The organism is Nocardia sp. XZ_19_385 (assembly GCF_015355755.1).
Classification (GTDB): domain Bacteria; phylum Actinomycetota; class Actinomycetes; order Mycobacteriales; family Mycobacteriaceae; genus Nocardia.
In genome coordinates this window covers 95,172-118,377 of the sequence record NZ_JACVEE010000004.1, presented here as the reverse complement: position 1 = coordinate 118,377, position 23,206 = coordinate 95,172, and the positions used below count along the sequence as shown (strand labels likewise).

The 23,206-nt window shown below is 67.4% G+C and carries 25 protein-coding genes and 2 tRNA genes; 8 read left to right on the top strand and 19 right to left on the bottom strand.

Features of this window, described 5'->3' with window-relative positions; all coding sequences use genetic code 11:
• The 8 genes from IBX22_RS29475 to IBX22_RS29440 all read right to left on the bottom strand — a co-directional run bounded on the left by IBX22_RS29475 (position 1) and on the right by IBX22_RS29440 (position 7,369).
• Positions 1-717 carry an ESX secretion-associated protein EspG gene (locus IBX22_RS29475; protein ID WP_194819033.1) on the bottom strand — a complete coding sequence of 239 codons (717 nt, stop codon included), beginning with the start codon at positions 715-717 and terminating at the stop codon, positions 1-3.
• Positions 714-1,289, bottom strand: a complete 576-nt coding sequence (locus tag IBX22_RS29470; protein WP_194819032.1) for a WXG100 family type VII secretion target — start codon at positions 1,287-1,289, stop codon at positions 714-716. Before IBX22_RS29470 ends, IBX22_RS29475 begins: the two co-directional genes overlap by 4 nt.
• Complete coding sequence (locus tag IBX22_RS29465) at positions 1,286-1,654, bottom strand: hypothetical protein (RefSeq protein WP_194819031.1); 369 nt, start codon at positions 1,652-1,654, stop codon at positions 1,286-1,288. Before IBX22_RS29465 ends, IBX22_RS29470 begins: the two co-directional genes overlap by 4 nt.
• A 242-nt stretch (positions 1,655-1,896) precedes the next feature.
• Positions 1,897-3,141, bottom strand: coding sequence for a serine hydrolase domain-containing protein (locus IBX22_RS29460; RefSeq protein WP_194819030.1), 1,245 nt, complete (start codon positions 3,139-3,141; stop codon positions 1,897-1,899).
• Positions 3,142-3,253: 112 nt separating this feature from the next.
• On the bottom strand, positions 3,254-4,330 hold the full coding sequence (locus IBX22_RS29455) for a CaiB/BaiF CoA-transferase family protein (RefSeq protein ID WP_194819029.1): 1,077 nt from the start codon (positions 4,328-4,330) through the stop codon (positions 3,254-3,256).
• Positions 4,331-4,435: 105 nt separating this feature from the next.
• A complete protein-coding gene (locus IBX22_RS29450) occupies positions 4,436-5,659 on the bottom strand; it encodes an RNA polymerase sigma factor (protein WP_194819028.1) in 1,224 nt (407 codons plus the stop codon).
• Positions 5,656-6,054: a YciI family protein gene (locus IBX22_RS29445; protein ID WP_194819027.1), complete on the bottom strand. Its 399-nt coding sequence runs from the start codon at positions 6,052-6,054 to the stop codon at positions 5,656-5,658. Before IBX22_RS29445 ends, IBX22_RS29450 begins: the two co-directional genes overlap by 4 nt.
• Positions 6,055-6,154: 100 nt before the next feature.
• The gene (locus IBX22_RS29440; RefSeq protein WP_194819026.1) at positions 6,155-7,369 is read right to left on the bottom strand and encodes an NAD(P)/FAD-dependent oxidoreductase; all 1,215 of its coding nucleotides are present in this window, start codon (positions 7,367-7,369) and stop codon (positions 6,155-6,157) included.
• Between the two features lie 173 nt (positions 7,370-7,542).
• Between IBX22_RS29440 and IBX22_RS29435 the strand changes: the two genes are divergently transcribed.
• Positions 7,543-8,187, top strand: coding sequence for a disulfide bond formation protein DsbA (locus IBX22_RS29435; RefSeq protein WP_194819025.1), 645 nt, complete (start codon positions 7,543-7,545; stop codon positions 8,185-8,187).
• A gap of 5 nt (positions 8,188-8,192) precedes the next feature.
• Here the strand turns inward: IBX22_RS29435 and IBX22_RS29430 are convergent, their stop codons facing one another.
• Positions 8,193-9,236, bottom strand: a complete 1,044-nt coding sequence (locus IBX22_RS29430; protein ID WP_375540290.1) for a M48 family metallopeptidase — start codon at positions 9,234-9,236, stop codon at positions 8,193-8,195.
• Positions 9,237-9,336: 100 nt separating this feature from the next.
• Here IBX22_RS29430 and IBX22_RS29425 point away from each other — a divergent pair, with 100 nt between their 5' ends.
• Together IBX22_RS29425 and IBX22_RS29420 are read left to right on the top strand one after the other, a co-directional pair.
• Complete coding sequence (locus IBX22_RS29425; RefSeq protein ID WP_194819024.1) at positions 9,337-9,810, top strand: ribose-5-phosphate isomerase; 474 nt, start codon at positions 9,337-9,339, stop codon at positions 9,808-9,810.
• Between the two features lie 108 nt (positions 9,811-9,918).
• Positions 9,919-10,716, top strand: a complete 798-nt coding sequence (locus tag IBX22_RS29420) for an Fpg/Nei family DNA glycosylase (RefSeq protein ID WP_194819023.1) — start codon at positions 9,919-9,921, stop codon at positions 10,714-10,716.
• A 13-nt stretch (positions 10,717-10,729) separates the two neighbouring features.
• Here the strand turns inward: IBX22_RS29420 and IBX22_RS29415 are convergent, their stop codons facing one another.
• A complete protein-coding gene (locus IBX22_RS29415; protein ID WP_194819022.1) occupies positions 10,730-11,683 on the bottom strand; it encodes a GGDEF domain-containing protein in 954 nt (317 codons plus the stop codon).
• A gap of 417 nt (positions 11,684-12,100) precedes the next feature.
• On the opposite strand from IBX22_RS29415, the gene IBX22_RS29410 reads away from it, so the two are divergent.
• A tRNA-Gly gene (locus tag IBX22_RS29410) sits at positions 12,101-12,171 on the top strand.
• A 50-nt stretch (positions 12,172-12,221) separates the two neighbouring features.
• Positions 12,222-12,295, top strand: a tRNA-Pro gene (locus tag IBX22_RS29405).
• 150 nt (positions 12,296-12,445) lie between these two features.
• Here the strand turns inward: IBX22_RS29405 and IBX22_RS29400 are convergent.
• Both IBX22_RS29400 and IBX22_RS29395 read right to left on the bottom strand, forming a co-directional pair.
• Positions 12,446-12,943 (bottom strand): excalibur calcium-binding domain-containing protein, encoded by a 498-nt coding sequence (locus IBX22_RS29400; RefSeq protein ID WP_228539744.1) that lies wholly within the window; start codon positions 12,941-12,943, stop codon positions 12,446-12,448.
• A gap of 216 nt (positions 12,944-13,159) precedes the next feature.
• Positions 13,160-13,654, bottom strand: coding sequence for an AAA family ATPase (locus IBX22_RS29395; RefSeq protein WP_194819021.1), 495 nt, complete (start codon positions 13,652-13,654; stop codon positions 13,160-13,162).
• Between the two features lie 42 nt (positions 13,655-13,696).
• Between IBX22_RS29395 and IBX22_RS29390 the strand changes: the two genes are divergently transcribed.
• Positions 13,697-14,176 (top strand): NUDIX domain-containing protein, encoded by a 480-nt coding sequence (locus IBX22_RS29390; protein ID WP_194819020.1) that lies wholly within the window; start codon positions 13,697-13,699, stop codon positions 14,174-14,176.
• Here IBX22_RS29390 and IBX22_RS29385 read toward each other — a convergent pair.
• On the bottom strand, positions 14,173-14,997 hold the full coding sequence (locus IBX22_RS29385) for a phosphoribosylaminoimidazolesuccinocarboxamide synthase (protein ID WP_194819019.1): 825 nt from the start codon (positions 14,995-14,997) through the stop codon (positions 14,173-14,175). The genes IBX22_RS29390 and IBX22_RS29385 overlap by 4 nt on opposite strands.
• 143 nt (positions 14,998-15,140) lie before the next feature.
• On the opposite strand from IBX22_RS29385, the gene pepN reads away from it, so the two are divergent.
• Entirely contained in the window at positions 15,141-17,720 is a 2,580-nt protein-coding gene (gene pepN / locus IBX22_RS29380; protein WP_194819018.1) for an aminopeptidase N, read from the top strand.
• 79 nt (positions 17,721-17,799) lie between these two features.
• Here the strand turns inward: pepN and IBX22_RS29375 are convergent, their stop codons facing one another.
• The 5 genes from IBX22_RS29375 to IBX22_RS29355 form a co-directional block, all read right to left on the bottom strand.
• Positions 17,800-18,600 carry an NAD(P)H-binding protein gene (locus IBX22_RS29375; protein ID WP_194819017.1) on the bottom strand — a complete coding sequence of 267 codons (801 nt, stop codon included), beginning with the start codon at positions 18,598-18,600 and terminating at the stop codon, positions 17,800-17,802.
• A gap of 129 nt (positions 18,601-18,729) precedes the next feature.
• Positions 18,730-19,194, bottom strand: a complete 465-nt coding sequence (locus tag IBX22_RS29370; RefSeq protein WP_309234837.1) for a DUF5130 domain-containing protein — start codon at positions 19,192-19,194, stop codon at positions 18,730-18,732.
• On the bottom strand, positions 19,181-19,453 hold the full coding sequence (locus IBX22_RS29365; protein WP_194819016.1) for a hypothetical protein: 273 nt from the start codon (positions 19,451-19,453) through the stop codon (positions 19,181-19,183). Before IBX22_RS29365 ends, IBX22_RS29370 begins: the two co-directional genes overlap by 14 nt.
• Positions 19,454-19,521: 68 nt before the next feature.
• Positions 19,522-21,120: a glycoside hydrolase family 13 protein gene (locus IBX22_RS29360; RefSeq protein WP_194819015.1), complete on the bottom strand. Its 1,599-nt coding sequence runs from the start codon at positions 21,118-21,120 to the stop codon at positions 19,522-19,524.
• Positions 21,121-21,161: 41 nt separating this feature from the next.
• Positions 21,162-21,566 (bottom strand): globin, encoded by a 405-nt coding sequence (locus IBX22_RS29355; RefSeq protein WP_194819014.1) that lies wholly within the window; start codon positions 21,564-21,566, stop codon positions 21,162-21,164.
• A 241-nt stretch (positions 21,567-21,807) separates the two neighbouring features.
• Here IBX22_RS29355 and IBX22_RS29350 point away from each other — a divergent pair, with 241 nt between their 5' ends.
• On the top strand, positions 21,808-22,518 hold the full coding sequence (locus tag IBX22_RS29350) for an HNH endonuclease (RefSeq protein WP_194819013.1): 711 nt from the start codon (positions 21,808-21,810) through the stop codon (positions 22,516-22,518).
• A 96-nt stretch (positions 22,519-22,614) separates the two neighbouring features.
• Here IBX22_RS29350 and IBX22_RS29345 read toward each other — a convergent pair whose 3' ends face one another.
• Positions 22,615-23,187: a helix-turn-helix domain-containing protein gene (locus tag IBX22_RS29345; protein ID WP_194819012.1), complete on the bottom strand. Its 573-nt coding sequence runs from the start codon at positions 23,185-23,187 to the stop codon at positions 22,615-22,617.
• Positions 23,188-23,206: the final 19 nt, after the last annotated feature.

The window sequence follows — 23,206 nt, the reverse complement described above, 5'->3', positions numbered from 1 at the left end:
TCAGCCGATCGCCGCGAGGCGTTTGAGCTGGGCGGCCAGGGCCTGGTCGGTGACCGGCGCCAGGGTGAGGTCGGTACTGGTAGTAAGCAGATAGCGGCCGTCACCGGTGAAGTCGAGCCAGGTGCGGTGGCGGGTGGGCGGGGACATGGGGTTCTCGGGCGCGACGGTGACGGTGATGAAGCCGCGCGCGTCGATGGGTCTGTGCAGGGTCCGGCGCAAAGTCGCGGCGCGACGGGCGATTTCGGTGTGCTGCCAGTGCTGCGGATCGTCGTAGAGCACGGCTTCACGCGGTTCGCGCATGGTGGCCAGCCGACCCGAAGGTGCGGTGCCGATAGCAGTCACCAAGTGGTGCGGGACATTCCGGGCATGGCAGGCGATGACGGTGACATCGCACGGGCCCGCTATCAGCACCGTGCCCCAGACCAGGTGGGTGGCGCCGAAGGCGAGGATGGTCTCCTCGGACTGCCCGTCCGGGGTGAAGCGGTCACCGGAGACCGTGATGGTGGTGGCGTCGGAGCGGGCGCACAGGGCGAGCGCCCCGGTCAGGTCCGGGTCGGCGTTGCGCCGGAACCGCTCGGCGAGTTTCAGTTTGTCCCAGTCGTTTTCGCTGCGCACGGTGCCGCGGTGCGCCATGTTGATCGGATACGGCCGCCGATCCAGGCCGGTCTCCACCGACCACACATAGGTGAACTCGTCCGGGCTGAATTCCCACCTCACGGGGCGCACTCTCTTCCACCGTCGCCGAAGGCGGGCACCGCGTCGCCGGAGGCCACCAGTGTCGAGTTGTAGAGAAAGGTCAGCGCGTCCTGCGCGTCGGCGAGCGCGTCGGCGGCGGCGATATCGTGGGCCATCTTCCGCGGTCCGCCCTCCACCACCTCCACCACCGGATCCGCATGCGGCACATAGGGTTCCGGAAGCTTCGGGATGGCGTCGCGCACCTTCTGCGCGGCAGCGGAATTCGCTTCCATCAGGCGCTGCACCTCGGCACAGACCTGCTGGGCTTCGGCGCCGGCCTGGATGAACGTCTCGGTGGACTCGCGCGCCGCCGCGGCGGCTTTTCCATCCCAGTCGCCGAATTCGCGGCGCACCGCGGCAGCGAAGGTTTCGAACGACTCGGCCAGCGTCTGGGCCGCCGCTCGCCAGCCGTCGGCCGTGCGGCCCAGGGCGGCCGGGTCCAGCGCCTCGTGCACCTGGTCCCAGATCTCCTGGTGGGTGTAGGCGTCGAAGGATTCACGATCGGGAACATAAGCCGGATCGGTCCCCGCCGCACCCGGACCGTTGCCGGTCATCGTGTGCCCTCCAGTTGCCCGGTGGCCGCCCACAGCGCCGCCTGATTCGCGGCATCGGCTGCTTCGATCAGCCGCCCGGCGGCCAGATACCCGGCTTTCAGGCGCAGCGCAGCCGCTTCGAAACCAGCGAGCGCCGCGAGGTGCTCCTGCCCCTTCGCCCCGAACCCCCGAGCCAGCGCATGGCCGGAGGTTAGCTCCGGAAATCCTTGCACCTCAATAAGTTCCGCGCTGTCTGCGCGGGCGCGCCGCAGTCCGTCCAGGAGCGCGTCGCAGGCGGCCCCGAGCCGTCGCGCGGTATCCACCGGCATCCGGAACCCACCGCTCGCGGCCGCGTCGAACAACCCGTGCCCCTCGTCCGATCGCACCAGGTTTGCCCCCTCGATCTAGGCCTGCACCACTGTCATCGAGCCCCGGCAGCCTATCAGCGTGGGCTATAACGCAACGTGCGAACCCACTCGGTGGTAGCAATATCCAATCACGCAGCGCGACGGTTGTATTCGGTCACCGCCGTTGCGCGGCGCTGCTTCGCGCAGCCGCTCGACACCTCGCACGCCGTTCAGTTAGCTGTCCGGTGCACGACCGTGAGAGGTGTGCAACGCGGGCTGGTTCAGCTGGCCTGCTCGTGCGGCAGGGCCGAGGGTGCGGTAGTCAGGGCCCCGACGGCGGCGCGCTCGGACATTGCCGCCAGGAAGGGCAGGCGGGCGTCACCGAGGGACATGGCGTGGTTGCCGAGATGGTTGGTGACGAAGCCGACCGCGAGACCGCGGCGTGGGAAAGCGATGCCACCGGATCCACCGATTCCGAAGTGCCCCAGCGCATCTCGACGGAGGCGCGTCCCGACGATGGCCCGGTGATATCCGCGGGCGAAATGCGGCGCGGCGCCCAGGACATAGTCGTAGCGACCGTTGGCGGGCATCTGCGCGATCTGCCGCACGGTTTCCGGGCGGAACAGTCGACGGTGCCCCACCAGTCCGTCATTGGCGATCGCGCCGTACATCGCGGCCAGCGCCCGGGCGGTGAAGACGCCGTTCCAGCCGGGCATCATCGCGTCATAGGGCCGCGTACCCAGCGACAGGTCGGCCCAGCCGTCATAGACCGCACTGCGCGCCGACCGCACCAGCCGGAGCGCCGAGAACGGCGCGATGAGCGAGTCGAATGGCACCCGGGCCACGCCGAGGCGCGGTCCGAGTGTGGCGAGGCGATGGCGCTGATGCTGTGGTACGCCGTACCAGAAGTCGTTGTCGCCCAGCGTTTCTCCGAGTTCGGCGCGGACGATCTCGGGGAAGGTGCGGCCGGTGGCGCGCTGCGCAATTTCGGCGACCAGGGTGCCGAAGGTCAGGCCGTGGTAGCCGGAGGCCCGCAGTCGCATCGGATCCGGTTCGGACACGGCGATCGCGGCGGCCACCTTGTCGTGGTCGAGTAGATCGTCGGGGTCGGGCAGCAGGTCCCGGATTCGCTGCAGACCGGCGCGGTGGTTCAGCACGTCGCCGATGGTGATGTCGCCCTTGCCTTGCGCGGCGAAGTCCGGCCAGTAGGTGGCGACCGGTGCGTCGAGTTCCAGCACGCCGCGATCGATCAGGCGGTTCGCGACAGTCGCGGCGACACCCTTACCGGTGGAGTAGGACAGCGCCATGGTGTCGGCCGTCCAGCGCCGATCGGCAGCCGCCCAGCCCGCCCAGACGTCGAGCACAGGTTCGCCGTGCAGGTAGACCGCGAGCGCTCCGCCGCCCTGACCCTTGCGCCGGAACATCGAGAAGAACTTCGCGGCGACCGGGGTGAACCGGTCGTCGATCAGCATGTGCGCCGGACGGGACAGTCCGTCCGAGGCGTCGTCGGTGCGCGCAGCGGGCATGGTCAGACTCCTTTGTCTGCGGATACGCCGGTAAGCCGGGTGGTAACAATTGCAAGCGGCTTGCTAACGGTGACTGTAACCCGCGTCACTCGGCCTTCGCAACGGCCGCCGGCTAGCGCCAGATCTCCCCGATCGGAGTCGCGACCTCCGGTGCGGGCGCGGGGTCCGGCGGCGGGGTGCGCGAGAAACGGGGCGCGGGGGCGGGCTGACGGACGCCATCGACCTCGACCACGGCGTTGCGGGCGTTCAGGTGTGCGTCGTCGGCAGCCTCGGCGAAGGTGAGCACCGGGGTGACGCAAGCGTCGACGCCGTCGAAGAGCTCGGTCCATTCCTGCTGGGTCTTGGACGCGAACTTCTCGGTGAAGACTTTGCGCAGGACCTCCTGGCTGCCCTGATCCCGTTGTGGCGGCAGGGATTCCGGGTCGAGCTCCAGCACCCGCAGCAGTTCGGCGTAGAACTGCGGTTCGTACGCACCAACCGCCATGTGTTTGCCGTCGGCGGTGGAATACGTGTCGTACCAAGCCATTCCGGTGTCGAGTAGGTTGGTGCCGCGCTCAGCGGACCACATGCCGACCTGGCTCATCGACCAGAAGACGTGCGAGAGCGTCATGACGCCGTCGACCATGGCGGCGTCCACCACCTGCCCCTGGCCCGAGCGCTCCCGTTCCAGCAGCGCCGCGAGGATGCCGAGCACCAGGAAGACCGAGCCGCCACCGTAGTCGCCGAGCAGATTGATCGGCGGCAGCGGGCGATCACCCTTGCGGCCGATGGCATTCAGCGCACCGGTGAGGCCGATGTAATTGATGTCATGACCGGCCTGCTGGGCACGCGGGCCGTCCTGACCCCAGCCGGTCATACGCCCGTAGACGAGCTGCGGGTTGCGGCGCAACGCCTCCTCCGGACCGACGCCGAGACGTTCGACCACGCCGGGCCGGAATCCCTCGATCAGCACATCGGCTCGTTCGATGAGGTCGAGCACCGTGGCGACATCGCCCGGTTTCTTGAGGTCGGCCTCGACGATGGTCCGGCCGCGCAGCTGCACCGCCGCCGCCGTGCGATCCTGCGCGCGCTGCACCCGCACCACGTCCGCGCCCAGATCGGCCAGCATCATGCCCGCGTGCGGGCCGGGGCCGATACTCGCCAGCTCGATGATCCGGATGCCCGCCAGCGGGCCGCGCGCCACACTCATGCCTCGAAACCCCCTGGGTGCTTACGAATATCCCCGTAAGTAGAACACGTTCCAGAATGAGACAGGGGTGATCGCGGCGGAAATTCTCTTCGCGCGACACACCGACTAGTTGGAAGTGCGTGCAATAGAGCGCAATTGGGCTGCACGCAGGGTGAGGTAGTCGCGTTCGGGGGTGCTGGTCGTGCGGGCCGCGGACGCCAGGTAGGCGGCGATGGCGGCGGTGTGATCGCCTGCCATTTCATGCAGGTGCCCGCGGACGGCGGCGAGGCGGTGGTTGGTGGAGAGCTGGTCTTCGATGGTTTCCGTCAAAGCCAGTCCGGCGGAGGGACCTTCGACCATGGCGAGGGCGACCGCACGGTTCAGGGTGACCATCGGATTCGGGGCCAGGCGCTCGAAGACGTTGTACAGCGCCAGGATTTGTTTCCAGTCCGTGCCGTCGGCGCTCAACGCCTTGGCGTGGACGGCGGCGATCGCGGCCTGGATCTGATAGGGGCCCGAAAGGCCCTGGGAGAGAGTGCTTGTCGTGAGCCGTACGCCTTCGGCGATCAAGCGGCGGTCCCACCGGGCGCGGTCCTGCTCCGCGAGCGGGATGAGTTCGCCGTGCGCGCCGGTGCGGGCGGCGCGGCGGGCATCGGTGAGCAGCATCAGCGCGAGCAAGCCTGCGACTTCGGTGTCCTCGGGCAGCAGGGCGTGGATCGAGCGGGTCAGGCGGATGGCTTCGCTGGACAGGTCGGTGCGCTGGAGTTCGGCGCCGGTGGTCGTGGTGTGGCCTTCGGTGAAGATCAGGTACAGCACGTGCAGGACCGGGCCGAGGCGGTTGCGCCATTCGGCATCGCCGGGGCGGGCGAACGGGCGGTCGAGGGTGGACAGCTTCTTCTTGGCGCGGGTGATCCGTTGCGCCATGGTCGCTTCCGGCAGCAGGAAAGCGTTCGCGATCTCAGCGGTGGTGAGACCGCCGACCGCGCGCAGCGTCAGTGCGATGGCGGCGGCATCCGACAGTGCCGGATGACAGCACAGGAAGTACATGGCCAGGGTGTCGTCTCGGTCCACGGCTTCCGCATCGTCGACCTCGCGATCGAAAACCGTTGTCTCCCTGCGGCGCCGGGCTACCTCGGCGCGCACGACATCAGCCATTCGGCGTTGCGCCACCTGAATCAGCCAGCCGCGCGGGTTGTCCGGGAGCCCCTCTTCGGGCCACTGCGTCGCCGCCGCAAGCAGTGCCTCCTGCAAGGCGTCCTCGGCGGTGTCGAAATCGCCGAAGCGGCGCACCAGCGCGCCGAGGACCTGCGGCGCCAGCTCGCGCAGCAGATCCTCGTCGGCTCTGGTCACTCGGCGGCCGGTGCGCTCATCACCGCGCGCACCTCGATGTACTCACCGATCGGCTTGCCGCCGGGGCCGGGGCCGGCCGAAGCCTGCGCCGCGATCTCCAGGGCGCGCTCGGGACTGTCTACATCCACCAGCCAGTACCCGGCCAGGAATTCCTTGGTCTCCGGAAAGGGACCGTCGGTCACCACCGGCGCCGAGCGTCCGTCGGAGCAGACGATGCGCGCCTCCTCGGGACCGGCCAGGCCCTGCGCGTCGACGAGCTCGCCGGATTTGGCCAGCTCCTCGCCGAGGGCACGCTGGAATTCGATGTGCGCCATGATGTCCTCCGGCGCCCATTCGGCGATCGGGGCGTCGCAGTAGGCGGTTTCGCTGTAGGTCTTCAGCAGCATGTACTTCATGGTTCGGCTCCTCGCCGTTCGGCGCGCCCGTCCGGCGCTCTCGAGGGTAGGTCGGAACCAGACGACCGTTCCCGACACATTCCAGATAGTGTGATTCAGATCACAATTCGAGGGAGGTGTCGGCGAGACGAGCGGGGTCGACCGGGGCGCCGGAGCTGATCAGCTCCTTGATCCGATCCGTGACATCCCAGACGTTGACGTTCATGCCGGCCAGCACCCGATGCTGGGAATCGAGCCAAAAGGCCACGAACTCACGCTCGGCCTGATCGCCCCGGACCACCACGCGCTCGTACTCTCCCGGTGACGCGTAGCCGGTGTACTCCATGCCGACGTCGTACTGGTCGGTGAAAAAGTATGGGAGACGGTCGTATTCGGCGGACTTGCCGAGCATGGTGGCGGCCGCGACGGCGGGCTGATTGAGCGCGTTCGCCCAGTGCTCGACGCGGATCCGCCGGTGCAGGCGCGGGTGATCGTGTGCGGCGATGTCTCCGACGGCGACGATATCGGGGTCACTCGTGGTCAAGCCCGCGTCCACGAGGACGCCGTTGTCGACATCGAGGCCCGCGGCGGCGGCCAACCCGACATTCGGCGCGGCGCCGATCGCGATGAGCACCGCGTCCGCGGCAATGGTGGCGCCGTCGGCCAGCCGAAGGCCCGACGCGTCGATCTCGGCTACCTCGGCGTCGAAGCGCAGGTCGACACCGTTGTCCCGGTGCAGCCGGGCGAAGAACTCCCCCATCTCGGGCCCGAGCGCACCGAGTAGCGGCAGCTTCGCGGACTCGACGATGGTCACCTCGACCCCGGCCGACCGCGCCGCGGCCGCCACCTCCAGGCCGATCCACCCGGCCCCGATAATGGCGAGACTGCCGATCTTCGGGGTGCCACTCAGCAGTTGCAGGATCGCGTCGGAATCCTCGATGGTGCGCAACTGGTGGACGTTCGGCCCCTCCGCGCCGGGCAGCTCGAGCCGGCGCGGTGTGGAGCCGGTGGCCAGCGCCAGCCTGTCGTAGGAGAGCGTCGAATCATCCGGCAGTACAATAGTTTTCGCGGCACGATTGATTGCCTTCACCTCGGTGCCGAGCCGGACCTCGATGCGATGATCGCGATACCACTGCCCCGGCGCCGCGACGAAGTCGGCGAGGTCCTTCTTGCCGAACAGGTGGTCCTTGGATAGCGGTGGTCGCTCGTAGGGCAGATGCTCTTCGGCGCCGATCAGCGTGATCTGACCCTCGAAGTCGTTGGCCCGCAACGCTTCCGCGAGCTTGGCGGCGGCCAGACCGCCGCCGACGACGATGAAATGACGTTCCGGGCTCATGACGGACTCCTTGCCGAGTGGGAACCGGGACTCCGATCCCAACCCTACTGGCGGCGGAGTCGGGAAATCTGCCGTTCCGGGGAACGAATCGAGGGGTCGCATGGTTGGTTCCCGATAACGGCCCTGCCGCGCCGAGACGTGGCTGCCGAACCCCCGATGGAGAGGACATACCCGTGACCGACACGGCCGAGAAGAATGTTGCCGACTTCTGGTTCGACCCGCTGTGCCCGTGGTGCTGGATCACCTCGCGCTGGATCCTGGAGGTCGAGAAGGTCCGCGACATCGAGGCCCGCTTCCACGTGATGAGCCTGTCGGTCCTCAACGAGGACCGCGAGGACCTGCCCGAGCAGTACCGGGAACTGATGGCCACCGGCTGGGGCCCGGTCCGGGTCGCCATCGCCGCCGCTCAGGAGCACGGCGACAAGGTTCTCTCGCCGCTGTACACCGCGCTGGGCAGCCGCATCCACGACCGCCGCGCCGAGTACGAGCGCGCGACCCCCAAGGAGACCCTGGACGCGATCATCGCCGACGCGCTGGCCGAGGTGGGACTGCCTGCCGCGCTCGCACAGGCGGCCGAGAGCACCGACTACGACGAGGCGCTGCGCAAGAGCCACCACGCCGGCATGGACAAGGTCGGCAAGGACGTCGGCACGCCGACCATCCACGTCAACGGTGTCGCGTTCTTCGGTCCGGTGCTGTCGCGGATTCCGCGTGGCGAGGACGCCGGGAAGGTGTGGGACGGTGTGGTCGCCCTCGCGTCCTACCCGCACTTCTTCGAATTGAAGCGCACCCGCACCGAAGATCCGGTCTTCGACTGAGGTTGCTACGGGACAGGTTTCGGCGGTTGCGCCGGAACCTGTCCGTACGGGGTCGCGGCGCCCAGCGGCGGCGGGGTCTCCGGGCGCATGAACAGCTTGCCGTGCCGGGTGCGGTCGCGCAGCGCCCACATGCGCCAGGTCAGCACCGGATGGCTGGACATGGCGTTGTACACCCAGACGAAGAAGCCCTTCTCGGTGCTCGCCCGGTTGGCCATCTCGTCATAGGCGACAAGGGTATTGAGGTATTTACCGGCCGCGAGGGTGCCCATGGCGGCGGGCGTCCCCGAGTAGCGGAAGCAGACGCCGTGGTTGTCGGCGGTGTACTCCTGGGAGCGCAGCAGTGCCGGGCCCAGCAGCGGCAGGAACGGCGCCAGATACATGCCGAGCATGCGCCAGTACGAGGTGTGCCCGGCCGCGATGTGCCCGACCTCATGGCCGATGATGAACGCGAGCGCATCGGGTTCCCGTGCGGCGCCGCCGATTTCGAACAGGTCGCTGTTGATGGCGACGAAACGCCGGAAGCCGTGGCCGGAGGCGAAGGCGTTGATCTGACCGTTGCCGAGCACCACGTACGCGTCGGGGACCTTCGGCATCCCGAACCGGGCGGCGGCCTCGACCACCATCTGATAGCCCTCGGGGAACTGGGTCGGCGACATCTTCACGCCGTTGACCCGCAGTCGGGCATAGAGACTGCCGCGGCCGAACCACAGCAGCAGCGGGGCACCGAGCAGATAGAACGCATAGATGCCGAAGGCCGCGGTGCCGCCCACGAACACCACGATGAAGGTGTCCAGCACGGCTAGGAGAAAGATCAGCGCGGTGATCGCCACCACCACGCACAACAGGCCGATCTCCCAGCTGTGCCGGGCCGGACTGCCGTATGGAGACAGCCCGCGGGGCTGCTGCTGCGGAGGCATCGGCGGCCCGCCATAACCGTAGGCCGCGGGGTAGGCGCCCGTCGGGTACGGGCCGTACGCCGGGGGCCCGTAAACCGGTTCGCCTTCCTTGGCATACGGTTCCGGATTCGACGGTGGATCCTGCGACTGCATATTTCGACCGTACCGTTCCCTGCGCTGTGTCCCGGGCCACACTTTGCGCAGCCCATCCCCTCTCGCGGGCGCCGCTGACCGGCCTGACAGAATCGCTGCCATGCGCGTATACCTGGGTGCCGACCATGCCGGTTTCGAACTGAAGAATCACGTCAAGGCCCATCTGGAGCAGGCGGGCCACGAGGTTGTCGACTGTGGCGCCCTCGAATACGACGCCCTCGACGACTACCCCGCCTTCTGCATCGAAGCGGCGCGGCGCACCGTCGCCGACCCGGGCAGCCTGGGCCTGGTGTTCGGCGGCAGCGGCAACGGCGAGCAGATCGCCGCCAACAAGGTGCCCGGCGCTCGCTGCGCGCTTGCCTGGAGCGTCGAAACCGCCCAGCTCGCCCGCCAGCACAACAACGCACAGCTGATCGGCGTCGGCGGCCGCATGCACTCCACCGAGGAAGCCCTCGCCATCGTCGACGCCTTCTTGTCCGCCGAATGGTCCGACGAAGCACGGCACCAGCGCCGCATCGACATCCTCGCCGACTACGAAAAGACCGGCGAACCCCCCGCCGTACCCGCCTACTGATCACCCCAGGCGCAAGCTTCTGACAAGTGGGACATGACCGAGGACGCTTCGCGCGTTTCTCCTCGGTGATGTCCCGCTTTTCGTTCATCGGCATCGAGAGGATCGGTTGTGCCTGAGGGACATACGCTGCATCGGCTGGCTCGGGCGCATCAGAACGCGTTCGGCGGGGATGTGGTGCGGGTGTGGAGTCCGCAGGGGAAGTTCGCGGCGGGGGCGGCGCGGGTGGACGGGCAGGTGCTTGTCAAGGCTGAGGCGTGGGGGAAGCATCTGCTGCATCGGTATGAATCCGGGCTGATCGTGCATGTGCATCTCGGGCTGTACGGGGCGTTCACCGAATCGGCTGTGCCCATGGGGGAACCGGTTGGCCAGGTCCGGATGCGGATGGTCGGGGCCGCGAACGGAACCGATCTGCGCGGGCCGACCGCCTGCGAGCTGTACACCGATGCGGAGGTGACGGCGCTGACCGAACGGCTCGGGCCCGATCCGCTGCGCCGCGGCGCCGACCCGGACCGGGCTTGGCAGCGAATTCACCGGTCGCGCAGGCCCATCGGCGCGCTGCTGATGGATCAGCGGGTGCTCGCCGGTGTCGGCAATGTCTACCGAGCGGAACTGCTGTTCCGGCACGGTATTTCACCGCACCGTCCCGGGACCTCGCTGAGTGCCGAAGAGTGGCAGGCGATGTGGACGGACCTCGTCGCGCTGATGAAGGTCGGCGTGCGGGTCGGCAAGATGGTCGTCGTCCGGCCCGAACACGACCACGGCGAACCGCCTTACGCGCCCGACCGGCCACGCACCTACGTCTACCGCAGGCAGGGCGCACCGTGCCGGGTGTGCGGGACCCCGGTCCTGCACGCGGTCATGGACGCACGAAACCTGTTCTGGTGCCCCACCTGTCAGCCCGGCTGAACCGGGTGCATACCTATCCGGCGACGGCGGCGTCGATTTCCGGCTCGTCGGACTCCGAGAAGGCGAACCGCCGCCCGCCCGCCGTCTTCGCCGAGTACATCGCGCGGTCGGCGCGGCGCAGTAGATCGGTGAAGTCGCAGGATGTGCCCGGGGGGTTGTAGGCGGTGCCGACGCTGGCGGACACCGGGACCGGGCCGGCCGAGGTCCAGACCGGGTCGCGCAGGGCGGCCACGATCTGGTGGGCGATGTCGGCGAGGGTGCCGAGCTCCCGGTCGACGGCGAGGACGAATTCGTCGCCACCGTAGCGGCAGATGACCGTGTCCGGTGGGCAGACCTCACGCAGCCGGTTCGCCAGCTCCACCAGGACCTCGTCGCCGACCGCGTGGCCGTAGCCGTCGTTGATCTGCTTGAAGCGGTCCAGGTCGATCAGGAGCAGGCCGACGCTGCCGGCCGGGTCGGCGGCCATCCGGCGGACCCGGTCCTGCAGCAGGGTGCGGTTGGCCAGATCGGTGAGTGCGTCGTGGGTGGCTTCGTGCCGCAGGCGGTGCTGCAGCGCCGCGATTTCCTGTACGCGCAGTGACACTTTCGCCGAGATGTTCTGTTCCTGCTGGGCCAGGGCACGCTCCTGCAACGCCTGGGCGTAGCTGTCGATGGCCTGGCTGGCCACGAACGGCCAGCGGGTGGCTACCAGCGACCCGGGCCGCCCCGCAGGGAAACCGAGCAGCCAGCGGCTGGCCTGGGCCAGCATCCGGGTGCGTTCGAACGGGGGTTCGGCCAGGCGGGCGCCCAGCGCGCGGGCATCCAGCATCGGGAAGGGCTCGGATTCGGCCAGATCGAGCAGCCGATTCACGATGTCGATGAGAACAGGTTCCAGGTCTTTCATCGTGGTGTGCGAGCCGGGTTCGGCGCAGACGGCCTGCGCCCACGCGCGGGCCATCTGCTTGACGGGGGGTGGCGATTCGGACATCGCACTCACCCGCCACGGATGGCATCGATAGCCGGGCGCAGTGCGCCCAGGCAGGAGCCGGCCTCACCTCTACTGCTACGCGGTTCGGTCCACCAAGCACGGCGCACGCTCACCGCCCCCTTTCCAGATACCCCCGTCCGGCAAAAAGGATCCTAGCAAGCCACCCGGCACTGAAAAACGTCGTTTTACAACGAGTTTCCGTTGCCTCGCGAATGGCGATCGGAAGTGTGATCGCTCCAGCCCGCCGAGCGTTACACCCAATCTTCGTTCGCTGGAGAGTCGCGGGAAGACACGCCGAGAGTGTGCCGGAACCAGCACGGGGACACCCCGACCGCGGCGATTGGCATTTCCGCGGTGACATTCGGTACAGTCGTTGCGCACACGACATCTGGCGATCCCATCGATGTCGTATGCCTTGCGGGTGTAGTTCAGTGGTAGAACTTCTGCCTTCCAAGCAGATAGCGCGGGTTCGATTCCCGTCACCCGCTCTTCACAGGGGGATCATTCGTCCACGGCGCTGTACCAGGGCCGTGGCTCACGGGGTGTAGCGCAGCTTGGTAGCGCATCCGCTTTGGGAGCGGAGGGTCGCAGGTTCAAATCCTGTCACCCCGACAAAGTTTCGGAGGCTTCGGCCTGAGTCGAGGGCCGTACAGCCCGTTTGAGACTTGGACGCCGTGCCGCCAGTGCCCGATTTCGGCCGTTGTTGCTAGGTCTTCTGTAGCACGTAGGTTGCACACCCTTGTCGGCAAATCTCCCAGCCCCTCAGACCTCGCATGCGACGCCATCGTTGTCGCGGTCCAGTTCGGATCTGTAGCCAGGGGCGCCGCGCAGCAAGGGCGCTGCGCCCGCGGCGCGAGCCTCGGTGCAGTTGGAGTAGTAGACGCTGGGGGATGAGGGGCCCGGCGCTGGGGCTGGAGCGAAGGGGGCTCGTGACAGGGGCTGCTGAAGCGGCAATGTCGTTGTTGTAGTCGTGGCGGTGGTCATCTCCGCAGTCGTGGTCGTTGGCGACGCCGTGGGTTTCGTATCGGTGGCAAATGTTGTCGTGGTGCTCGGCGTCGGCGTTGGGTTGTCACCTGCGTGTCGCTCGGGCTCGATGAGGCCGATCAGAAGCATGACGATGAACGATGCGGCGAGCAGCCAACCGGACTGCTTACGGTTGCGGAGACCAGCCCAGTCGAGGCGCCCTCGCATCAGACCAATGATGGCGATCACGACCATCGTGAACCACAGGAGCACCAGAAGACTCGCTACTGCTTGCATAAAGCGGCTCCTCACAAGCCGGGCCCCTGGGACGGTTGAACCTTGCCGGCGGCTCCAGCGAGGTGGCCGCCATCGGTTCGCCTATATGTCCATATCGACCCGAACCGACCGGCTGTTTCCTTCGTAGCGCTTCTGCAGCAAACTTCGAAATCAGCTCTACCAGGCAGTTCACGGAGCCCGACATCAATGGAATTTCACGCCCACCCACCCGGGCGCCTACCCGACGATGTCGGAATAGACCCGGTCGATTGCCTGTGCCGTGGTCCACGACGCGTCGAGACGAACTTCCGGCACGAAGTCGAGGGGGTCCCAGCCGTGGTACCAGGACCGCATCTCGGTGATTCCGAACTCTGTTGCCTGCGGTCTGGTCGCGTGACGTCGGGTGGTCTCTTCGAAGGACAGGTCGAAGGCGTAGAAGTGGCTGCGATCAGCTGCGGCAGAGAGTCGTTGCAGCATCTTGCTGTAGTGGGAGGCGCGCAGGATCCCCTCGACGATGACGATCAGACCGCGTTCGAGGCCGAATCCGGCGATGTGCTCGATCAGGTCGACGTTCAATCCGTCGGGCTTGTCCTCCTCGCGGAGGATTTGGCGACGGACGACGTCCTGCGGCACGACAGCGACTGCGCTTCGGTCGAACCTGCGCTGCACCGCACGCGCGACGGTGGACTTGCCGGACCCCGAATTACCCCGCAGGACAACCAGTATCGACATCCCGGAATTCTAGGTGCGAGCTGGTCGGGCAGACTGCACTGCGTGGCAGAGACCTATAGCGCGGGCGTGCTGTTGTTCCGGCGGACTTCCAAGGGTGCGGTCGAGGTGTTGCTCGGGCATATGGGGGGACCGTTCTGGGCGCGCAAAGACCTTGGGGCGTGGTCGATTCCGAAGGGTGAGTATCTGCCCGACGAGGAGGACGCGCAGGCCGCGGCGCGGCGGGAGTTCACCGAAGAGCTCGGCGTTCCGGTACCCGAGGGTGCGTGGGTGGAGCTCGGAGCGGTCGCCTACGGCAGCGGCAGCAAGCGGAAAACCGTCGTCGCGTGGGCGATCGAAGCCGATCTCGACCCCGGCACGATCGTGCCGGGAACCTTCCAGATGGAGTGGCCGCCGCGGTCGGGCAAGCTGGCCGAGTTCCCGGAGATCGATCGCGCGGAGTGGTTCCCGCTGGAAACCGCCCGGGAGAAGTTGACCAAAGGCCAGCAGCCCTATGTGGAGCGGCTGGCCGAGCGGCTCGGTTAGGCCCAGGTGCGGCCGGTGATGAGTTCGTAGGCCTCGACGTACTTGCGGCGGGTGGCCGCGACGATGTCGGCGGGGATTTCCGGGCCGGGGGGCTCCTTGTCCCAGCCGGTGGAAGTGGACCAGTCGCGGACGAACTGCTTGTCGAAGGACGGCTGCGCGTGGCCGGGCTCCCACTGGTCCGCAGGCCAGAAGCGCGACGAATCGGAGGTGAGGACCTCGTCACCGAGGGTGAGAACCTCACCGTCCCAGCCGAATTCGACCTTGGTGTCGGCGACGATGACGCCACGCGAGGCCGCGTGCTCGGCGCCGCGCGTGTAGATGTCGAGGGTCAGGTCGCGGAGTTTTTCGGCGACCTCGCGACCCTCCTGGTGCACCACATCTTCGAAGCTGATGGCCTCGTCGTGGCCTTCGGTCGCCTTGGTGCTGGGGGTGAAGAGGGGCTCGGGGAGTTTGTCGCCGTCGCGCAGGCCGGGCGGCAGCGCGATGCCGGAGACCGTGCCCGTGGCCTGGTACTCCTTCAGACCGCCGCCGGTGAGGTAGCCGCGGGCGACGCACTCCACCATGACCATTTTCATCGGCTTCACCCGGACCGCGCGACCGACGAACTCGGCGGGCACGTCGGTGGTCGACAACACATGGTTGGGGACGTCGGCGAAGAACTCGAACCACCAGTTCGACAGCTGGGTCAGCAGCGCGCCCTTGTCGGGGATCGGGGTGGGCAGTGTGACGTCGTAGACCGAGATCCGATCCGAGGCCACGAGCAGCAAGGTCTCGCCGTCCTCGTACAGGTCGCGCACCTTACCGGCGTGCACATGCTTCAACGTCGAGCCTCCAAGTCCTGGGTAGCGGATCTGAGCAGCACAATACCGCCGCCCCAAAACCCATCGGATCGCGGCGGTCCGGAGGATTAGGGTGGTGAGCAGAAACTTCCGCCGTGCCCGTTCTTCGACACCGAAGGAGCCTCATGACCGCACCCAACCTCACACGTGAACAGGCGATCGAACGCGCCTCGACCGTGCAAGTCGAGAACTACCGCATCGAACTCGACCTGACCGACGGGGCGGGTAAACCGGGCGAGCAGACCTTCTTCTCCCGCACCACAGCCACTTTCACCGCGCAGGCCGGTGCGAGCACCTACATCGACATCGTGGCGCGCGGGGTGCGCTCGGCCGTGCTCAACGGCACCCCGGTCGACGTGTCGGCCTACGACGAGGAAAAGGGCATCGCCCTGACCGGCCTGGCCGAACGCAACGAGCTGGTGGTCGAGGCCGACTGTGAGTTCTCCAACACCGGTGAGGGCCTGCACCGCTTCGTCGACCCCACCGACGACGCCGTGTATCTGTACAGCCAGTTCGAGACCGCCGACGCCAAGCGCATGTTCGCCTGCTTCGACCAGCCGGACCTGAAGGCCACCTTCGACATCAGCGTGACCGCTCCGTCGGACTGGAAGGTCATCTCCAACGGCGCGCCCGTGGACACCCTGCTCGCCGATCCGGGCAAGCACGTGTTCAAGACCACTCCGCGGATGAGCACCTACATCGTCGCGCTCATCGCCGGCCCGTACGCCGAGTGGACCGACGAATACACCGACGAGCACGGCACCATCCCGCTCGGCATCTACTGCCGCGCGTCGCTGGCCGAGCACATGGACGAAGAGCGCCTGTTCACCGAGACCAAGCAGGGATTCGGCTTCTACCACAAGAACTTCGGCGTCCCGTACGCCTTCGGCAAGTACGATCAGCTCTTCGTGCCGGAATTCAACGCGGGCGCGATGGAGAACGCGGGCGCGGTCACCTTCCTGGAGGATTACGTCTTCCGTTCCAAGGTGACGCGCGCGTCCTACGAGCGCCGCGCCGAAACCGTGCTGCACGAGATGGCGCACATGTGGTTCGGCGACCTGGTCACCATGAGGTGGTGGGACGACCTGTGGCTGAACGAGTCGTTCGCGACCTTCGCCTCGGTGCTGTGCCAGTCGGAGGCCACCGAATACAAGAGCGCCTGGACGACTTTCGCGAACGTCGAGAAGTCCTGGGCGTACCGGCAGGATCAGCTGCCCTCGACACATCCGATCGCCGCGGACATCCCCGACCTGCACGCGGTCGAGGTGAACTTCGACGGAATCACCTACGCCAAGGGCGCTTCGGTGCTCAAGCAGCTGGTCGCCTACGTCGGCCTGGAGCCGTTCCTGGCGGGCCTGCGCGCGTACTTCGCCGAACATGCCTACGGCAACGCCACTTTCGACGATCTGCTGTCGGCGCTGGAGGAGTCCTCCGGGCGTGACCTGTCGGATTGGGGCGCGCAGTGGCTCAAGACCACCGGCCTGAACATCCTGCGGACCGACTTCCAGGTCGACGCGGACGGCAACTTCACCTCGTTCGCGGTTGTCCAGGAAGGCGCGGCCCCGGGTGCGGGTGAACGCCGCGTGCATCGTCTGGCCGTCGGCATCTACGACGATGAAAACGGAAAGCTGGTCCGTACCAAGCGGGTCGAGCTGGATCTGCTGGCCGCCGAACGCACCGACGTGCCCGAGCTGGTGGGCGTGCCGAGCGGCAAGTTTGTGCTGGTCAACGACGACGACCTGACCTACTGCTCGGTGCGCCTGGATCCCGATTCGCTGGACGTGCTGGTCAACCGGATTGGTGATATCGCCGAACCGCTCCCCCGCACCCTGGCCTGGTCGGCCGCGTGGGAGATGACCCGTCAGGCCGAGATGCGGGCCCGTGATTTCGTCGCGCTGGTACAGCGCGGCGTCGGCGCGGAGACGGAAATCGGTGTGGTGCAACGCCTTCTGATGCAGGCCCACACCTCCATCGGCAGCTACGCCGACCCGTCCTGGGCGGCCGCCACCGGCTGGCCCGAATTCGCCGACCGGCTCCTGGAATTGGCGCGCGCGGCCGAGGCGGGCTCGGATCATCAGCTCGCCTTCGTCAACGCGCTCACCGGCGCCAAGCTGGCGGATCGGCACACCGAGGTGCTGCGAGCGCTGATCGACAGCGATCCGGCCGAAGCGGGTCTGGCCGGCCTGACCGTCGACACCGACCTGCGCTGGCGTCTGGTCACCGCACTCGCCGCCGCTGGCAAGATCGATGCCGAGGGCCTCGAAACCCCGTTCATCGACGCGGAATTGGAGCGGGACCCGACGGCGGCGGGCAAGCGCCAGGCCGCAACCGCAGCCACTGCCCGGCCGCTGCCCGAGATCAAGGAGCGGGCCTGGAACAAGGTGATGGGCGACGATTCGCTGCCCAACATCACCGCCCGTTCCATCGTCGGCGGCTTCGCCCCGGCCGGTCAGGGCGAGCTGCTGCACGCCTACACCGACCGCTACTTCTCCGACGTCCCCGGTGTCTGGGAGCGTCGCTCCAGCGAGGTCGCCCAGACCGTCGTGGTCGGGCTCTACCCGTCCTGGGATATCAGCCAGGACGCCGTCGCCAAGGCCGACAAGTTCCTCGCCGACAACCATCCGCCGGCCCTGCGCCGCCTGGTGACCGAAGGCAAGGCGGGCATCGAACGCTCCCTGCGCGCCAGGGCTTTCGACGCGAGCTAGGAATGCGTGGAAGTGGCCCGTATCTCCGGATACGGGCCACTTGCCTAGAACACGATCCGGCCGCGGACCGACGCGCGTTTCAGCGGAATTGGTCGGCGTTGACCGTTGCCCACTGCGCGAAGGTGGTGGCCGAGCCGGTGAGGTCCGCGACCGTTGTGGTGGCCTGCTGTGGGTGTTCGACCATGCTTGCGATGCCGTCGACGTACCACTCGGCGTACTCGCCCATCGCCGGTTCCAGAATCCGGATCGCTTCGTCGCGCGCGACTTTCACGGTGGTGAGATCTCGGCCGATCGCCACGCCGATCTGGTGGATCTTCTCGGCGCGAGTGAGGGTCTCGGGTCCGGTGAGGTCGTAGGTCTTGCCGACATGCCCGTCGGACAGCAGCACCTTCGCCGCGACGCGAGCGATGTCGTCCATGGTGATCGGCGCATTCGCGGCCTCGGGAAACGGATCGCGCACTTCGTCGGAAGCCCGGATCTGATCGCACCAGATGGTCGCGTTCTCGCTGAACTCACCGGCATACAGGTGGGTCCAATCGAGCCCGGACTGCTCGACCGCCCGCGCGATCGGCTGCCAGTCGGTGCTCGCATCACCGGACAGGTCGACGATATGGCGGACGCCGGCCTTGCGCGCCAGCGCGACGACCTCGTCGACGGTCTCCAGCACCGGAGCGAGGTACATGCGGTCCACGCCCTCGAATGCGCCGGCGAGCGAGGACACCTTGCCCAGATAGCCGCGGGCTACCTCGACCTCGGCCGGGAACGCGGCCCGCTCCGGATGGTTGGACAGCGCCCGCACGTCCTCGGCGCCCGCCGCGAGTAGATGATCGACGACCTTGCGCCCGATGTTGCCAGTGGCAGCCGTGACAAGAATCTTCATGCCCCCACGGTGCCCGGAAAATCGAACACCATGCAAGCCCCAAAAGTGCCGCACGCCAATATTTCCCGGGCAACGCGAGCGGCGCGCCCACCCTGCTGGGTGCGCGCGCCGGAAGCGGAACTTCGAAATCTACCGCCCGATGGCGGCGGCCATCACGCGGACCGCGGAGACCAGGCCGTCGATCAGCTCGCCCTGGCGGAACGAGCTCATGGCGGCGGTCACACCGAGCTGGCAGACGCGATCGTTGGCGCGGTCGGCGACCTCGTGGCCGGAGCGCACCTCGATGGCGTTGTCATTGGGCGAGACGGCGATGAGCACCGAGCGCGCGGCTTCGGGGGTCGACGGGAAGACCGCGTCCGCACCGGCTGCCGGGTCGGCGCCGAGATCGCCGATGTAGACGCTGAAGCGGACCTTGGTGGCGCGGGTGGCTTCGGTGAGCACGTTGTCCATCAGCAGCCGCTCATGATCGCTGAACGGCGCCTCGTAGAAAACATCACCCGCCTCGTGCACACCGGACACGCGTCCGCTGCTGGTGAGGGCGTACCCGTGCGGTAGATCGGACTCGACCACCGCGGGCCACTTAGAACCTGCCACTTGCCCGACCTCCGATCAGCTCCACACCGGTGGATTCGATGGCCGCATGGGTGCCATGCGACTCAGTGTGGTGACCGTGCCCGGTCACCTCGTCGGTGGCACTCCACAGCACCGGCGGCTGCGTCCACTTCTGACCGAGGTCGAAGTGGGCCGGCTTCTCACCGGCGAGTGGCTTACCGAGATACGACAATCCAGCGATCGCGGCGTAGATCACCAGCGGAATGCCGACGAAGATCAGCACTGTCTCGAGAATGCTCACGAGGGCAACGGTATCCGATGGCGTGTAGTAGTTCAGCTACCACCTCGGGGTTATGCGATCGTGTCGAACTACACGAGCCAGGCGGCGGCGTTCGTGGGCAGGTGCCCGAGCTCCAGCGGCACACTCGCCAGCAGGAACTCCCCCGCTGGCAGCGGGATCGGGTCCGGGGAGGTGTTGAGGACACAGATCAGGCCGCCCGGGCGCCGGAACTGCAGGCAGCCGGGCGGGCTGCTGAACCACTCGAGTTCCGAGCCCGCGAATTCCTTCCGCATACCGCGCAATTCGATCGCCATCCGATACAGCGACACGGTCGAACCCAGATCCTCGAGCTGCTTCTCCGGGGTCAGCGCCGCCCACTCCGGCGGCATCGGCAGCCACGGCTCGCCGGTGGTGAAGCCGAACGGCGGCGCGGCGCCCTCCCACGGCATCGGTACCCGGCAGCCGTCGCGACCGCGCTCGGTATGCCCGGAGCGTTCCCACATCGGGTCGCGCAGCGCCTCGTCGGGCAGATCGTCGACATTCGGCAGTCCCAGTTCGGCGCCGTTGTAGATGAAAACCGCGCCGGGCAGGGCCAATTCGACCAGGATCATCGCCCGGGCCCGCGCCCCTCCCACGGCGCCACCGCCATACCGGGTGACCTCGCGTTCGATGTCGTGATTGGACAGGGTCCAAGTGGGCGGCGCGCCTACGGGCTCGACAGCCGCGAGGGAATTCTCGATCGCGTCCCGGACCGCGTCGGCTTCGAACCGGGTCTCGGCGAGCCGGAAGTTGAAGGCCAGGTGCAGTTCGTCAGGGCGCACGTATTCACCGAAACGGGTGTTGTCGTCCACCCACACCTCGCCGATGGCCACCGCGTGCGGGTATTCGTCGAGCACCTTGCGGATCTTGCGGTGGATTTCGTGCACGCCGGGATTGTTGAACCGCGGATCGTTGGCGTCATGGGCCAGCAATCTCGAGGTGTCGAGCTCGGGCATGTCCGGCAGGCCTTCGGGTTTGGCCATCCCGTGCGCGACGTCGATGCGGAAACCGTCCACACCTCGATCCAGCCAGAACCGCAGGGTCTGCTCGAAATCCTCGGCGACCTCCGGGTTTTCCCAGTTCAGGTCGGGTTGTTCGGGCGCGAAGATATGCAGGTACCACTGGCCGGGTCTGCCGTCGGCTTCCGTCACGCGGGTCCAGGCCGGGCCGCCGAAGATGCTCGGCCAATTGTTGGGCGGCTCAGCGCCCTCGGGCCCGCGGCCGTCCCGGAAGATGTAGCGGTTGCGTTCCGGGCTGCCCGGTGCGGCCGCCAAAGCGGCGGTGAACCAAGGATGTTCACTGCTGGTGTGATTGGGCACCAGGTCCATGGTGACCTTGATCCGGCGGGCACGGGCCTCCGCGAGCAGGGCGTCCATCGCGGCCATACCGCCGAAGAGCGGATCGATATCGCGCGGATCGGAGACGTCGTAGCCGCCGTCGGCCATGGGTGAGCGCATCACCGGGCAGATCCACAGCGCGTCGACGCCGAGGAGTTCCAGGTAGCCGAGTTTCTCGCGGACCCCGGATAGGTCGCCGACGCCGTCACCGTCGGCATCCGCGAAAGAGCGCGGGTACACCTGGTAGAACACGGCTGCGCACCACCACGGCTGGGCTCTACGTTCCACCGGTGTGTCAGTCACACCAGCCATGGTGCCAAATGTCTATGACAAACGCGTTCAGGCGCGGCGGGTTACCACTCGCTGTTGATCAGCGAATTCGCAGCCATCTCCAGGTAATCGAGCAACTGCTTGCGGTGCGCGTCGTCCAGGATCTCCGGCTCGATTTCGGCGACGCCGATGCGCATGCAGCGCAGCCAGGCGTCACGTTCCACCGGGCCGATCTTGAACGGCATGTGCCGCATGCGCAGACGCGGATGCCCACGTTCGTCGGAGTAGGTGCGCGGGCCGCCCCAGTACTGCTCCAGGAACATGCGCAGGCGGCGCTCGGCGGGGCCGAGGTCTTCTTCCGGGTAGAGCGGGCGCAGGACCTCGTCGGCGGCGACCTCGCGGTAGAACGCCGCGATGATGCGGTGGAAGGTCGGCTCCCCGCCGACCGCCGCGTAGAACGACGTGGCTGCTTGTTCTCCGGAACTCATCAGATCCTCTCGCTTCCCAATGTTCGCCGCAGTCCATTGTGCCCGCCGCCACGACAGTGCGCGCACCCGCGGACCTCCCCGGATAGCGGCACGGCAGCACTTCAGCGGCAGTTAACCCAACATTGTGCGAAATCACCGTGCAATCGGCCGGTTTCCATGGTCATATTGGGGTCAGTCTCTGCCGACTACCACATGATCTTGAAGCCGACGCGGTCGGCCTTCCCGAGAACGGGGTCCGCACATGAAACAACGGCACGGCCGCCCACACGAGGCCCGGACGCACCGACAACTCCAGCCCGCCGACGTCCACAATCGTGGGTCGGGGGCCACTCCGCTGCACATCTTGTCCGATCACCATCCGGGTACTACCACCTATCGTCCCGGTGAGGTTCATCACGGCCACCACCTCACCGCGGTTCCCACCGAGGCCGTCAACTGGTTGAAGCGCCGGGTGTTGCTTCTCAACGCCACCTACGAGCCGCTCACCGCTCTGTCCGCGCGCCGCGCGGTCGTCCTGCTCATTTGCGACAAAGCCGATGCCGTGCACCACAGTGCCGAAGGTCCGGTCGTGCATTCCGCCGAGTCCGCGGTCGCGGTGCCCTCGGTGATCCGGCTGCGCAACTACGTACACGTCCCCTATCGCGCCCGCGTGCCGATGACCAGAGCCGCGCTCATGCATCGCGACCGGTATCGCTGCGGGTACTGCGGCGCGAAAGCCGAGACCATCGATCACGTCATTCCGCGCAGCCGCGGCGGCGAGCATTCCTGGGAGAACTGCGTCGCCAGCTGTGCGCCCTGCAACCATCGCAAGGCCGACAAAATGCTGAGCGAACTCGGGTGGACCCTGCGGCATCCGCTGGTCTCCCCGAAGGGGCCGCATTGGCGGTTGCTGTCTACCTCGACCGAGTTGGACCCGGTGTGGTTGCAATACCTGGGTGAAGGGGCCGCCTAGTTCGGGCCGAGATCCTTCGCCGCGCAGGATGACGATGATGGACGAGCGCCCCGCCAGCGCGAATCTCGCGGTCGGTAACGACGGGGTGCAGGCCTGCTACGACGTGTACTCGTTGACGAGGGTCGCCCAGGTGCCCGCTTCGAGAGCCTCGAAGACGTGCGCGGCGTCGCCCGGGTAGCAGATGTAGTCGCCCGGACCGAGTTCCACGGGTGCGTCGACCGGGCCGACGAGTGCGCGTCCGCTGGCGAGCAGAACGTGCTCGGTGCAGCCGGGCATGTGCGGATCGGAGACGCGGGCGTGGCCTGGTTCGGCGGTGATCCGGAACAGGTCGCGCCGGCTGTTCGGCGGGCTGACCGCGAGCAGGGTCGCGCTGTAGTCGGCGTGCTCGGCGGCCAGCCGCGGGCCCTCCCCCGCGCGGATGACGTGCACGTTGGGGCGGGGCGGGTCGAGCAGCCGAGAGAACGGCATGTTCAGGGCCACACACAGGGCCCACAGGGTTTCGATGCTCGGGTTGCCGCTGCCCGATTCCAGTTGCGACAGTGTGGATTTCGCGATGCCCGCGCGGTTCGCCACCTCGGTGAGCGAGAGCCCGGCGCGGGCGCGCTCCCGGCGCAGCGACTCGGCGATCACCGCCTGTGGTGACGCCGTCATCGGTTCGTCCTGCACCATCCCAGCTCCCGTTCCTGTC

Coding starts and splice junctions, on each gene's coding strand:
- IBX22_RS29470 (WP_194819032.1), bottom strand. CDS start 1,289: ATGACCGGCAACGGTCCGGGTGCGGCGGGGACCGATCCGGCTTATGTT.
- IBX22_RS29460 (WP_194819030.1), bottom strand. CDS start 3,141: ATGCCCGCTGCGCGCACCGACGACGCCTCGGACGGACTGTCCCGTCCG.
- IBX22_RS29455 (WP_194819029.1), bottom strand. CDS start 4,330: ATGAGTGTGGCGCGCGGCCCGCTGGCGGGCATCCGGATCATCGAGCTG.
- IBX22_RS29445 (WP_194819027.1), bottom strand. CDS start 6,054: ATGAAGTACATGCTGCTGAAGACCTACAGCGAAACCGCCTACTGCGAC.
- IBX22_RS29440 (WP_194819026.1), bottom strand. CDS start 7,369: ATGAGCCCGGAACGTCATTTCATCGTCGTCGGCGGCGGTCTGGCCGCC.
- IBX22_RS29430 (WP_375540290.1), bottom strand. CDS start 9,236: ATGCAGTCGCAGGATCCACCGTCGAATCCGGAACCGTATGCCAAGGAA.
- IBX22_RS29425 (WP_194819024.1), top strand. CDS start 9,337: ATGCGCGTATACCTGGGTGCCGACCATGCCGGTTTCGAACTGAAGAAT.
- IBX22_RS29415 (WP_194819022.1), bottom strand. CDS start 11,683: ATGTCCGAATCGCCACCCCCCGTCAAGCAGATGGCCCGCGCGTGGGCG.
- IBX22_RS29400 (WP_228539744.1), bottom strand. CDS start 12,943: ATGCAAGCAGTAGCGAGTCTTCTGGTGCTCCTGTGGTTCACGATGGTC.
- IBX22_RS29395 (WP_194819021.1), bottom strand. CDS start 13,654: ATGTCGATACTGGTTGTCCTGCGGGGTAATTCGGGGTCCGGCAAGTCC.
- pepN (WP_194819018.1), top strand. CDS start 15,141: ATGACCGCACCCAACCTCACACGTGAACAGGCGATCGAACGCGCCTCG.
- IBX22_RS29375 (WP_194819017.1), bottom strand. CDS start 18,600: ATGAAGATTCTTGTCACGGCTGCCACTGGCAACATCGGGCGCAAGGTC.
- IBX22_RS29360 (WP_194819015.1), bottom strand. CDS start 21,120: ATGGCTGGTGTGACTGACACACCGGTGGAACGTAGAGCCCAGCCGTGG.
- IBX22_RS29355 (WP_194819014.1), bottom strand. CDS start 21,566: ATGAGTTCCGGAGAACAAGCAGCCACGTCGTTCTACGCGGCGGTCGGC.
- IBX22_RS29350 (WP_194819013.1), top strand. CDS start 21,808: ATGAAACAACGGCACGGCCGCCCACACGAGGCCCGGACGCACCGACAA.
- IBX22_RS29345 (WP_194819012.1), bottom strand. CDS start 23,187: ATGGTGCAGGACGAACCGATGACGGCGTCACCACAGGCGGTGATCGCC.